The organism is Algoriphagus sp. SE2 (genome assembly GCF_039563885.1).
Taxonomy (GTDB): domain Bacteria; phylum Bacteroidota; class Bacteroidia; order Cytophagales; family Cyclobacteriaceae; genus Algoriphagus.
Genome location: NZ_JBCLWJ010000010.1, coordinates 138,832 through 150,773, shown reverse-complemented (window position 1 = coordinate 150,773; position 11,942 = coordinate 138,832). Strand labels below are relative to the sequence as shown.

The 11,942-nt window shown below is 35.0% G+C and carries 11 protein-coding genes; 4 read left to right on the top strand and 7 right to left on the bottom strand.

Annotation, left to right across the window (positions count from 1 at the left end; all coding sequences use genetic code 11):
* Positions 1-54: 54 nt before the first annotated feature.
* Positions 55-369 carry a hypothetical protein gene (locus tag AAGF08_RS13295; protein WP_343511706.1) on the top strand — a complete coding sequence of 105 codons (315 nt, stop codon included), beginning with the start codon at positions 55-57 and terminating at the stop codon, positions 367-369.
* 34 nt (positions 370-403) lie between these two features.
* On the opposite strand, the gene AAGF08_RS13290 is transcribed toward AAGF08_RS13295, so the two are convergent.
* From AAGF08_RS13290 to AAGF08_RS13280, 3 genes are all read right to left on the bottom strand, one after another.
* A complete protein-coding gene (locus AAGF08_RS13290; RefSeq protein ID WP_343511705.1) occupies positions 404-682 on the bottom strand; it encodes a hypothetical protein in 279 nt (92 codons plus the stop codon).
* A 123-nt stretch (positions 683-805) separates the two neighbouring features.
* Complete coding sequence (locus AAGF08_RS13285) at positions 806-988, bottom strand: hypothetical protein (protein WP_343511704.1); 183 nt, start codon at positions 986-988, stop codon at positions 806-808.
* 45 nt (positions 989-1,033) lie between these two features.
* Positions 1,034-1,579 carry a hypothetical protein gene (locus AAGF08_RS13280; RefSeq protein ID WP_343511703.1) on the bottom strand — a complete coding sequence of 182 codons (546 nt, stop codon included), beginning with the start codon at positions 1,577-1,579 and terminating at the stop codon, positions 1,034-1,036.
* A gap of 337 nt (positions 1,580-1,916) precedes the next feature.
* Here AAGF08_RS13280 and AAGF08_RS13275 point away from each other — a divergent pair, with 337 nt between their 5' ends.
* Together AAGF08_RS13275 and AAGF08_RS13270 are read left to right on the top strand one after the other, a co-directional pair.
* Positions 1,917-2,384, top strand: coding sequence for a hypothetical protein (locus AAGF08_RS13275; RefSeq protein WP_343511701.1), 468 nt, complete (start codon positions 1,917-1,919; stop codon positions 2,382-2,384).
* A 10-nt stretch (positions 2,385-2,394) separates the two neighbouring features.
* Positions 2,395-4,233, top strand: a complete 1,839-nt coding sequence (locus AAGF08_RS13270; RefSeq protein ID WP_343511700.1) for an adenylate/guanylate cyclase domain-containing protein — start codon at positions 2,395-2,397, stop codon at positions 4,231-4,233.
* Positions 4,234-4,426: 193 nt separating this feature from the next.
* Here AAGF08_RS13270 and AAGF08_RS13265 read toward each other — a convergent pair whose 3' ends face one another.
* Both AAGF08_RS13265 and AAGF08_RS13260 read right to left on the bottom strand, forming a co-directional pair.
* The gene (locus AAGF08_RS13265; protein WP_343511699.1) at positions 4,427-4,909 is read right to left on the bottom strand and encodes a PAS domain-containing protein; all 483 of its coding nucleotides are present in this window, start codon (positions 4,907-4,909) and stop codon (positions 4,427-4,429) included.
* A gap of 266 nt (positions 4,910-5,175) precedes the next feature.
* Positions 5,176-5,634 carry a GNAT family N-acetyltransferase gene (locus AAGF08_RS13260; protein WP_343511698.1) on the bottom strand — a complete coding sequence of 153 codons (459 nt, stop codon included), beginning with the start codon at positions 5,632-5,634 and terminating at the stop codon, positions 5,176-5,178.
* 371 nt (positions 5,635-6,005) lie between these two features.
* Between AAGF08_RS13260 and AAGF08_RS13255 the strand changes: the two genes are divergently transcribed.
* Positions 6,006-8,366, top strand: coding sequence for a TonB-dependent receptor (locus tag AAGF08_RS13255; protein ID WP_343511697.1), 2,361 nt, complete (start codon positions 6,006-6,008; stop codon positions 8,364-8,366).
* A gap of 180 nt (positions 8,367-8,546) precedes the next feature.
* Here AAGF08_RS13255 and AAGF08_RS13250 read toward each other — a convergent pair whose 3' ends face one another.
* Positions 8,547-10,772, bottom strand: a complete 2,226-nt coding sequence (locus tag AAGF08_RS13250; protein WP_343511696.1) for a prolyl oligopeptidase family serine peptidase — start codon at positions 10,770-10,772, stop codon at positions 8,547-8,549.
* Between the two features lie 249 nt (positions 10,773-11,021).
* Positions 11,022-11,768 carry a DUF6090 family protein gene (locus tag AAGF08_RS13245; protein ID WP_343511695.1) on the bottom strand — a complete coding sequence of 249 codons (747 nt, stop codon included), beginning with the start codon at positions 11,766-11,768 and terminating at the stop codon, positions 11,022-11,024.
* Between the last annotated feature and the right edge of the window lie 174 nt (positions 11,769-11,942).

The window sequence follows — 11,942 nt, the reverse complement described above, 5'->3', positions numbered from 1 at the left end:
TCTATATTGTCTTTCTGCTTTAGGATGAGTAGCTTTAATAAACCTGAAATCGCTATGAGTCTGAAACTTATCATACCAACAGAACCGAGGATCAGCGCAGAAATTCCTGGGGACTATCCTATTCCACCCATTGGGGAAGAGTTCTATATACGTTTCGAAACCTTTGTTACCGATCCCAAAGACTGGGAAAAAGTGAAAACAATCCTTGAAAAGGATGCTTTGACCGTAGAAAAAGTGGAAGACAACAAAGTCTATCTATATATTGGCCAGAAAGCGGATTTACAGGGCACCATTGAAAGCGATGAGTACATGCCTTCCATCGTACAATACTGGGAAAAGCATCCAGAGACGAAACCGGAGCTGCCTTAATAGATATAATCGGCAATTGCATCTGATAGAAGGGCTAAGGTCTATCTTCCTGAAGGGCTTTCAAATTGTTGTCTTTATAGAACTTATCACGTACTTCCTGAAATTGTTCTTCCAGATCCGTTACCAAACTGAGGTTGTTATCCACTGCAAAAAATATATCTGGTAACTTTTCTTCTAAAATTTTGACTCCCAAGTTGATATTATCCGCCTCTATTTTGGATATTTTCTTTAAAACAGAGGTTTGACTGTTTCTCAAATCTTCAAATTCCCGAAGAATTTTATCCATCATATCGAGTTTATCTAACTTATCCATCGTTTGTTATTTTGGGTTTTTTATAATTTAACTACCTCTATAATTTACGATTTTTATAATAGACATAAAAAAATCACTGGAGCTTGGCTGTCTATTAAAATGGCATTAAGCATGAGTTTCCTCTTAATGAGACTCAAATCTGCCAAAATCTTTGGCATTAATCACCACCGTGTGCATGCCATTTGTGATCAGTGCTTGTTCCACTTGGTAGTTATCAGCAAGCATTTTATAATACTGTGCATCTGCCATGCTCGGAGCCAATATTCCTAAATATCCATTGCTGGCTGGCTCATAATGGTTGTGCAAATGATACCTCAGCTTCCAACCATTTTTGAGATCTTCCTCTACTTGTTAAATCAGCAAAATCGGTTTGGGTGGCCAAGGTTGATCACTGGAAGCAAAATAGACACGATAAGTTTTGCGGTCCGGATAATAGGCTATGAAAGCATGGAACTCGGTGGGATGGGTCAAAAGTGGATACTTCTCCAGTTGGTAATTCAGGATTTGTGCTTCTAATGAATTCATAGGCCGGACTTTCCCAGCGGCTCCTGTATGAACCAACATAGCATTGTAATGGTCTCCATTTTTTACATGAAGCAAACTATCTTTTGGATACCTTTGTGTCTGCTCTTTTTCCACCACTTGTTGGAATTGAGCTACCCCTAAGAGCCTTTCCAATGAATCCTGAAAGGATTGAACACCAGTCAGGCCTTTGGGCGCCTGAGCCCATACACTTGCTTGATCTTGAAATTCCCAATAGAAAAATTCAGCAGCACCTTCCCTTCCTAATCTTGTTTTGGATTGTTGCAATAAATTAAAATCATCATCCTGTATTAGGAGCCAAGAGGAAGTTATCCCAATGAAAAAAAGGAGGTAAAAGATTAAAGAAGGTTTCATGTTTTATACACGATCCAAAGATTAATATCAAGAGGAAGTAATGAAATGAATTTAATTCATACAAACAATCTGTAAATGAAGAAGGAGAATCGAAGGATAAAAGATATGGTAAGCTAAATTTTTCCAACTTTTAGATCTATAAACTAAGTTTAGAAAAATAGATTTCCATTAAAGCACCCAAAAACACCTTTGTAATACACATTTAATTTTTTTATAATATTTTTTTTGTATCTTATTTATGTCTTATAGGAATAATTGATGTTTCAGATTTTTAAAACAATCAATTATAAAAAACATTTAAACATTCATTTTTTACACCAAAAAAACTCTAATACCTATGTTATCATCTACTCCAAACCAACTTTTAAAAGCTGGAAATGTCATCAGAATTACAGTCAGGGTTGCTGATTTATTTAAAGCTAGTTATCCACCTGCTGATGAATGTGCAGTTATCGACAATACTAAACTTGAAGATCAAGGTGGAGATTCAGATTATGGTCAACCTAAGAATAGTTTTACTACAGATGTAAAAATGGGAGGAGCTATAGTTTGGCAAATTGAATATGAAGACAACACTGAAAGAAGGGACTACACCATGGAATTGATATGTGTTTCAGAAAAGAAAACAAGTCCCTGTGAGTTTTTTGAATTTGATCCACTCCTACCTACCCGGAATTTGATTTTAGCCACTCCAACTAAAGGTAGCCCGAATGACATCTATAAATACAACATCATATTCAATATAACTGATAACTATCGGAACTCTAAAACCTATGTAATTGATCCAAAACTTAGAATGACTTAAAAGTCAAGCAATGTTTAGATTTTGGCCTTATTTTTTCCTTATTTTCTTCTTCCTTTTGCAAAAGGAACAAATAGGATTTGCTCAAGAACAAGCAAAAGCTGATAGTTTAGTAAGTGTTTATGATAGTTTAGTAAGGGTATATGGTAGTGTCCAATTTGAAGATGAGCTTAGACTCTTGGATGAAATAGCCATATCTCAATCAAGCCCAGAAGATGTTATTTACTACTCCAATAAACTGATCGAAAGAGCCAGTAAAGATTCAGTAGGAGAATTTTTAGTAAGTGGATTCTTGCAAAAAGGAAATGGTTATAAGTTAAAAGGAGACTATTCAGAAGCATTAGAATCCTATTTCACAAGTATAGAACTTGCCCAAAGATTTGATCAAGGCGAAAAAATTGGGGCAATATATATCAGTATAGGAGACACATATTCCAATATAAAGGATTATGAAACTTCGGATTATTATTATGATCAGGGTATTCAAGAGATACGAAACTTAAAAGACTCCTTATCCTTGGGAAAAGCGCTTTTAAACACTGGAGACAGTTATTTTTATGCTAACAATCTCCAAAAGGCTATCCAAAATTTTAGAGAGGCTAAAGAAATATTCACTTCATTGAATTTTGAATTAGGAATAGGGTATTCCTTAGGAAATCTAGGGATGGTTTATTCTAAGCAGCAAAAAAATGATTTAGCCAGAGAATCCCTAAATGAAGCGAATGAGATGCTTGAAAAAAATGAGGATTTCTATGCGGTATCTGTTTACAATTTATTTTTGTCCGATATTGACATTGAAGAAAATAATCTTGAAAAAGCCTTATTTCATGCGCAAAAAAGTCTAAATCTTGCCGAAAAACATAAGTTAAAAAAAGAAACAGCGGATGCGAGCCTAAAGCTTTTCGAACTTCACAATAAATACGGTAATCGGGACTCTGCCTTATTTTACCATTTAAAATATATCGCGGTTAGAGATAGTATTAGAAATCTAGAAGAAATAGAAAAAATCGCACAAGAAACCCGAAAATTTGAAGTTTCACAGAAACAAAAAGAGGTAGATCTTTTAAACCAGATTTACAACCAAAAAGACCGAAATCAAAAAATCATTATTTTTTCTACCGCTTTTGCTTTGATGCTGATAGGCATTCTTGCCGCGGTACTTTATAGAAAAAACTCCTTTATTAAGAAAACCAATCTTATCATAGAAGATGAGCGAAATAAATCTGACCATTTATTGAAGAATATCTTGCCGGTAGAAACAGTAAATGAGCTCAAAGAATTTGGAAAAGTTAAAGCACAACGATTTGATTCTGTGTCAGTCATGTTCACTGATTTTAAAAGTTTCACCATTCATGCAGAGCATCTTTCTCCAGAAGTACTGGTCCAAAGCCTTGATTATTATTTTTCATATTTCGATCAAATTGTAGAAAAGTATGAACTAGAAAAAATCAAAACCTTGGGTGATTCCTATATGTGTGCTTCAGGCCTTCCTTTTCCTCAAGAAGACCATGCCGAACGGATTGTTTTAGCAGCACTGGAAATGGTTGATTTTGTAGAAAAATCTAAAAAAATAAAAGATGATCAGCTCATTCGATTTGATATGAGAGTTGGAATTAGTTCTGGTCAGGTAGTAGCTGGAGTGGTGGGTAAAAAGAAATTTGCCTATGATATCTGGGGAGACACGGTAAATTGTGCCTCAAGGATGGAGTCTAATTCAGAAGTTGGAAAGATCAATATCTCAGAAGACACGCATCAATTGATTTTAGATAAATTTTATTTTTCGGATCGGGGCGAGATTTATGTTAAGAATAAAGGAAATATGAAGATGTACTTCGTTGAGGGAGTTCGTTAATACACCTAACTAATAAAAATCACGGCGAAGACTCTTGAATACTGTCTTAAGATTTTTAATGAGTTTGGATAAAAAAATTCACTGTAAACTGGTTTTCAAATAAAAAATTCCGCTTGCCAAAGACAAGCGGAAAAATAATGGTGATTTCAACTTTAATCTAACCTACTCTAATATTATATAATTCTTAAATTTCTTAAGCTGCTTCTCGTTCTAATGCTAAGTAATGAGTAATCACTTGATCCGCATCGAAAAGAGGAATAATGGTTATCTCGCATTCATACTCTTTACCATTTTTCTTATAGTTGGTAACTATATCCGAAATCCTATCTCCATTACTTAATTTCTTTCGAATTCTTGCCTTAACAGCATCGGATGTGTTTGGGCCTTGAAGAAAAGCTGGCCTCTTCCCTATCGCAAATTCAGGTGGATAACCGGTCATCTTTTCAAAACCATTATTTACCCATAAGATTTTCTGATCCAAATCAGTAAGAACTAATGTTTCATAATGAATTGCTAACTCTTTTGCGAAATCAACATTCCAATTATTTATTAATGAAATCTTCCGAAGGACTTCTAAATCTTCTGTTTTTTTACTGATGGAATTATATATAGGATTCGAAATATCCCAACTAGAAAGTGGATGAAATTTCGTTTTTTTGGCTATTCTAGTACTCATTAAAATCTATTTCTTCGGACAAAATTATTGCCCTATTACGCTATTCAATAATTGTAACCCATGAGTGAATAAATTGTTATAAAATGTTTATTGAAAAATGAAAATAATTTTGTGATTCGAACTAACATCAATAAAAAATTCAGTTTTACTAAAGAAACACCCAAACATGATTCCTCTTAATCACTCATGATTTTAGATTAATTTCAAGTTTTTAAAAAAGAAGAACAGAAGTGGGATTCTTAAGAAAATAAAGCAAAAAGGAAAGGTTAAGGTAAAATGGACTTTCTTACCATCTCAATATGCTCTATCCCATCTTCATCATATGGATCTCCATCTGAGACAAAACCCAAAGAAGAATAAAAACCAAGCGCATAAGTCTGTGCCCCAATCCGGATATTTCCTTTTCCAAAAAGCTTTTCACAACTCTGAATGGAAAGCTCCATCACTTTTCTGCCGAAACCTTTTCCTCTCATAGCAGGAGAAGAAACCACCCTACCGATTGCCATTTCTGGATAAGATAAACCTGGAGGTACCAATCTACTATAACCTACTAATTGATCATCCAAGAATAACATCAGATGATGACATTTTTGATCTTTATCATCCTGATCCAAAAAAACACAGTTTTGCTCAACCACAAACACCTCACTCCTCAACTTTAGCAATTCGTAAAGTTCATCAATTGTTAGTTCCTGGAAAGATTTAACCTCGTGTTTCAAATTCATGGACTTCAATGTTGATTTGGTGATTTTAAAAAGACATCTGGAAGATGCGAAAGACGCAATTTAAGACTGTCTTTTCAGGATTACTAGTTATGCTTGGATTGACTTGCCAACCAACCGTAAAAATAGAGCCGTTCATTTGAAAGGGTCAGATTAAAACTTTTAACAGAAATGCATCAATTATATGCTAGAATATAATATTTGCTTGTTGCTCTGGATTAAGGTTTTTAAGAAAAAAAACAATAGACACTTTTATTCAATATGTTTTTTGAGATAATCTACCACTGATCAAAAAAATTAAACAACTAAAGTACCTGCTTGTTACCTATTTGTCAATTAGAAAAGTTAATGAATGACAATACAGTTACAGCAAAATGAAAAATATTTTATTTCTTTCTGGTAAAAGGTCGACTTTTATTAACTCCTTAATTTTAGTTTTTTTTCTTCTGATTATCAATCCTTTAGAGCTTTATGCTCAAAGCTCTCAGCTTTCAGGCAAATTGATTGATTCCAAAACAAATGAACCTGTAAGTTATGCGCAAGTAGCATTATTCGAATCAACCGATAGCACCACTCCGGAAGCTTATTCAGATACCAATGAAAGTGGAGAATTTATATTAACTGTTTCCTCAGGTAAATATGTATTAAAAGCATTCTTCATAGGGTATCAAGATCTGGTCATTTCAGATATTCAAGTAAATGGATCCACGGAATTAGGAGAATTATCATTTATAAGTGAAGGACAGGACCTGCAGGAAGTAATAGTTGAAACCTCAAAACTTCCCGTTCGAACTAGCTTGGAAGGATTGATTGTCACTCCCGAGAATAACCTTGCAAATGCTGGTGGAACTTTATTAGACATATTAAGAAATACCCCATCTGTTTCGGTAAGCGAAGATGGAGGGATTTCCTTGAGAGGAAGTTCCAATACAAATATCTTAATCAATGGTAGAAACTCTTCTCTTACTCAAAATTTAGATCAACTACCTGCAAGCGTGGTCGAAGAAATCAAAATCATTAATAACCCAAATGCCCGTTATGATGCTGAAGCAGAAGGGGGAGTTATTGATATTGTTTTGAAAAAAGGGATTGAATTAGGAACCCACGGGGGATTTGAAGGAACATATGGCACAAGGAACAGATCCAATGTAGGGGGACGAATTAATCATAGAAATTTCAAATTCAATTTCTATGCTGGCTACAATCACAGAAATTGGAAAGGAGTTGGCGAGCGTAATTCTACCCAAAATATTTTTGAGGATAACGAAACTCTTGAACAAAACACAAAAAGTTCAGATCTGAGAATTGGTAACAATCTGAATTTTGGGGTGGACTATACCTTTGGTAACAATACCTTAAGCTATGAAGGGGTATTTCAAGCAAATGAAAGTTTTGATCTGAATACACTTTTTGCGGAGCAACTTCGGAATGGACAGGATTTTGAATATGTCCGAAGAAATGACGAAAATGAAACGGATGATGGTTTGGACAATGCCTTGATCTTTGAGCATAATTTTAAAGAAAAAGGACATCTATTTCGAGCTACTGCAAGTCATTCCTATCGAAATCAATTTAAAACGCAGAACATTGAAATTTTTAATAATACACTCGAACCATTACCTGAAAACTTAACGGGAAGAGAACGAGCTTTTACCGATGAGGTAAGAAATGTGACAGTGGTTCAGGCAGATTATATCAAACCCTTGGAAAACGGAACCTTTGAAACCGGATTGAAATCAAATATTAGGGAATTTGATAATGATTTTCAGTATCAACGCTTAGACGAAGGAAGTCAGGATTTTGTCACAGACCCTACTGTGAGCAATAGATTTTTGTACCAAGATCAAATACATGCTGGATATCTTTTATATTCTGGAAGTAAGTCAAAATTTGAATATGGCTTTGGTCTTCGAGGTGAGTTTACTCAGGTAGACACCTATTTATATAATTCTGATGAAGCCAATCAGCAGCGCTATTTTAATCTTTTCCCAAGTGTACAGGGATTGTATAACCTAAATGATAATCACGGAATTAAGTTTACCTATAGCAGAAGAATTGATAGACCAAGAGCTTGGAGATTAAACCCCTTCCCTAATATTACGGATAGTTTGAATGTCAGAAGAGGTAATCCAAACCTGATTCCAGAAATGATTAATTCATTTGAATTAGGTCATTTGGCAAATTTTGAAAAGACCAGTTTGACTACAAATCTGTTTTACAGAAAAATCAATAATCAGATTGACTTTATCACTATTGTGGAAGATGGGATCTCTTATTCTCAACCAGACAATTTACTTTTCGCAGAATTGTATGGAGTGGAATTTATCGGAACAGCAGAAATCGCAGATTGGTACTCTCTGAATGGTGGATTGACATTCTCAAGAATAGCAGTGAACGCATCTAATATCAGTGAGGAATTTACCAATGAAGGATTTACTTGGAATGCAAAACTGAATCAGGACTTTAAGCTTCCATTAGGATTCAATTTTCAGATTGCTGCAAATTACGAATCTCCTGAAATTCAGGCACAGGGAAAAAGTTTAGCTGTTTATTATATCGATAGCAGTATCCAAAAGTCTTTTATGGAAAGAAGAGGAAGTATTACCCTAAGTGTTAGAGATGTGTTTGACACAAGAAGATATGCCGGAAATTCTTTAACTAATAGCTTTTCACAGGATTTCTACTCAAAACAGGAAACAAGAATTGTTCTTCTTTCAGCAAGGTTTAATTTCTAAGAATTTTAAAAGTCACTTATTAAATATTTAAGAATAGAGTTCAGAGACTTTACCTAGTGTTTTAGAATTGCCCAATTTAATCTGGTCAATTTTGAGAATAGGCTCCTTCATTTTAGATATGAAAGAGCCTATTTTATTTCTAATTAGACTATGCTTTTACCTGATTGACGGGCAAATACCTTACTTTGGCTCATCTGAAGAATCAGCTTTTTCCTTCTCTTCTGAAAAATGTTTTTCATAGAAATCAAAGATGCGTTTTATATGATCATGAAAATCGCTTTCGGTACTTGCCACTCCTGCTCCATGTCCTCCATTTAGGTAATTCACCCAAACAACATCTTTGCCCAATCGGCGCATCGCATAATATAGTTCTCGGGAATTAGTTCCTGGTACATTCCAATCTCCTTCTCCGGTAAGTATAAGGTGGGGAGTTTTGATTCGGTCGGCATGTAATACGGCTGTCGTAGCAAAATATTTCAGTGGATCATCCCAAAGCGTCCCTCCGATTCGGTCTTGGCCGACTTCTGCCGCAGCATAATTTCGAGTTCCTATTTTAGGACTATCCCCCAAAAAGCTGATAATATTTACTTTTCCGGAAATATTGATTGCCGCAGCAAATCGATCTGTTTGAGTTATCAATAAGGAAGTTGCATAACCACCATAACTTCCACCCTGTACGCCTACTTTTTCATTATCTACTTTCCCTTCATCAACCAATTTATTTATGGCTGAGGTAATCCCTTTTACCCAAGCCTCTCCTGGATAACCTATCTCCAGATCTACCGATGGTCGTAGTGCGAAATACCCATGATTGGCAATCAAATTCATAGTTGGATTAAAGCCATTATTGAAAAAAGTTTCATAAATCTCGCAAACCAACGGGTACTTTTTACCGGGTTCGTAATCCACCGGATAATATAATATACCCTTGAGTTCCTTGCCATCCGTATCACGATAGGTTATTAATTCAGAGCGAGTCAACTTCTTATTCGCTATCCATGGATTAAGATCTGTAAGGGGCTTCATCGAATTGAAATTCATATCAGTGGCCATGACATTTGAAGGCATATCTCCGTCAGAAACATTTACTATTGCCTTAGTCCCATCTTTTGAATATCGAACACCTGTGTACAAATTACTATCAATCAAGAGGTCTTCCATTTGTCTGGACTCTAAATCAAACCTTGTAAAACCTCTCGCCCACTTATCTTTTTCTGAATAACTAAAATATAGATAACGCTCATCAGGCGACCAGTTGAGAAGGTCTAAATCTGGAGCCTTTTCTTTATCCTCTGGAAATTCATAGACCATTTCTAAGTTATTTCCAATTGCATCTACTAACCAATATCCTTTTTCGGAACTCAAAACCAATTGACCTTCTTTTGGACTCCACGCCTCAACCGAAAACTTAACTTCCTTTTTATTCTCCTCATCCGAATAGGCCTTACCTTTTGTCAGGTTTCTTGCTTCTTCTTCCCCTAATGATTGAACGTAGACATACCCAGAATCCACCCATGCATACTTGGTTTTACTTTCTGACCAATTGAAATTCCGTCTTTTTTCATTTCTAGGGTAAATGACTTTTGCAGAATCCGTTGTTTCTAGGTTTAAATAAGCAATCTGATATTCAGTTCCTGAATCCCTGTCATAGGAAGTTTTTAAAGGGAAGATTTCATTAAAAATAAGATACTGCGCATCTGAAGTTAAATGGATACCATTATAGAATGATTCAGGTAATAGCTTTTCGGATTTTCCATTTAATAAATTTACCTGATGGATTTCCGTGAGGTTATTATAATTTCGGATTTCGTCCCACTTTAAGAATGGCTTAGAACCATCATAAACTACGATTGGGCCTTTGGTAGCCTCATTATAAACCTCCATTGCCTTTTCCATCCAATTTGATTCTCTTGTATGAACGAGTAGTGATTTACTATCGCTCATCCAGATGAGTTCCGAATCAGCAAGCAATGGGTCTCCAGAAATCTTTATTTCTTTAAGCTTTTTTCTGGAAGCATCATAGACCATAAGATGGAGCTTATTATCCCTTTGTTCCAAAAAAGCCACTTCAATATTGTTTGGGGCCCAAGCGATAGCCGTAACCCTAACTTCCCCAGAATAGGGCCTTAATTCAGATGCATCCTCAGTATCGATAATAACTAATTCACCTGGATAAACATTGTGGTAACTAGGGTCCTGAAATCTAAAATGATCTGTATCAAATCTTGCACTTCGATCATTGATTATACCTACTAGGTATTTTCCATCATCAGATAAGGCTTGACTGCCTAGACTTTTTACTTTGATGGCATCTTCAGTAGTAAAATCTGTTTTTTGGGCAAGAGAAGACGAAATAATAAACGTCCAGAGAATAATGGACAAAGAATAAAATTTTAAATGTTGCATGGTTTGATGTTTGGTTGAAACAAGTTAAGGCAATTTTAAAATAGACGGTCAAACACTAAATGATACATGAGTTCTTAGTAATACCCTAAATATGTCAATAGAACAGAAAAAACAGGAGTAAATGGATGTGTTTTTGACAAAAAAATCTCGTTCACAGTATTCTTAAACTGAATATTAGAACTTTAATTGTCTGCTATGAATAGCAAAATGAATCTCATCCAATTTGGAGATCAACAAATTTACTAATTCTTACTCCTTGATTATCTCCCTCAACTTCGGAAGCAATCCATTGATCACATCAGCCTCCCTTTGAAGCCCAAATTCAGTCTGTCTGTAATTCAATCGTTTCCCAGCAGCCATGGTATTGAACTTGGCAATAAAGTCAGCTGGGTCTATATTTTCCCATATTTTATTGTACAACTTGCCACTGGAAACAATGTCAATATCAGTATTAAAAGTATAGGTACTTCGGTACTCATTGACAGCATACATATAAATGTCATAAGCATTTTCGCTTCCTACCTCTACACGAGATTGGAAACTATAGACAGCATAAATTTCCTGAAGTAATTCTTTTTCAAAAAGATTAATCTCTCCAGATTGAACCATTGTGGTATAGGCACTTTTATTGGTGAATTCGATTGTATTTACTGTAGGGCTATATTCTTTGCTTGCTATTTTGATGAGTGTATCGAGGTTTGCCTGAGAAGCTGAAATTCTTTTTTCGTAATCATCCAAAACAAGTCTATCTCTTTCCATTCTTCTCTGATCTCTCACGATTTGACTACTATCTCGTTGTAGGTTTTCGATAAGAATTGCCACATTGTTTTTCAGCTTCTTTTTGTTGCTCAACTCCACATTCCAGTTGTTAAGTTGCAAGGCGATAAGAATACCGATAACCACCAGGATAATCTCTCCAATAGCATATTTAAGGTATTTACCTGTATTTTCTTCTTCAATGAATTTGAGGCGAATTTTTCTGAAAAATTTAAACATGTGGCTATTTTATATATTTCAAATCACCTGAGACCAAAGCTTAGATTAAATACCTAATACTTTAAATAATACAGTGCGTTACGGCAGGAACGTGATTTTTACTTACTATCTACCAAAAGAGATAAACTGTATTTTTTTTCTACCTGATGTATTTAAAAGAATGGGATTTATTGA

Coding starts and splice junctions, on each gene's coding strand:
- AAGF08_RS13295 (WP_343511706.1), top strand. CDS start 55: ATGAGTCTGAAACTTATCATACCAACAGAACCGAGGATCAGCGCAGAA.
- AAGF08_RS13290 (WP_343511705.1), bottom strand. CDS start 682: ATGGATAAGTTAGATAAACTCGATATGATGGATAAAATTCTTCGGGAA.
- AAGF08_RS13280 (WP_343511703.1), bottom strand. CDS start 1,579: ATGAAACCTTCTTTAATCTTTTACCTCCTTTTTTTCATTGGGATAACT.
- AAGF08_RS13275 (WP_343511701.1), top strand. CDS start 1,917: ATGTTATCATCTACTCCAAACCAACTTTTAAAAGCTGGAAATGTCATC.
- AAGF08_RS13270 (WP_343511700.1), top strand. CDS start 2,395: ATGTTTAGATTTTGGCCTTATTTTTTCCTTATTTTCTTCTTCCTTTTG.
- AAGF08_RS13265 (WP_343511699.1), bottom strand. CDS start 4,909: ATGAGTACTAGAATAGCCAAAAAAACGAAATTTCATCCACTTTCTAGT.
- AAGF08_RS13260 (WP_343511698.1), bottom strand. CDS start 5,634: ATGAATTTGAAACACGAGGTTAAATCTTTCCAGGAACTAACAATTGAT.
- AAGF08_RS13255 (WP_343511697.1), top strand. CDS start 6,006: ATGAAAAATATTTTATTTCTTTCTGGTAAAAGGTCGACTTTTATTAAC.
- AAGF08_RS13250 (WP_343511696.1), bottom strand. CDS start 10,772: ATGCAACATTTAAAATTTTATTCTTTGTCCATTATTCTCTGGACGTTT.
- AAGF08_RS13245 (WP_343511695.1), bottom strand. CDS start 11,768: ATGTTTAAATTTTTCAGAAAAATTCGCCTCAAATTCATTGAAGAAGAA.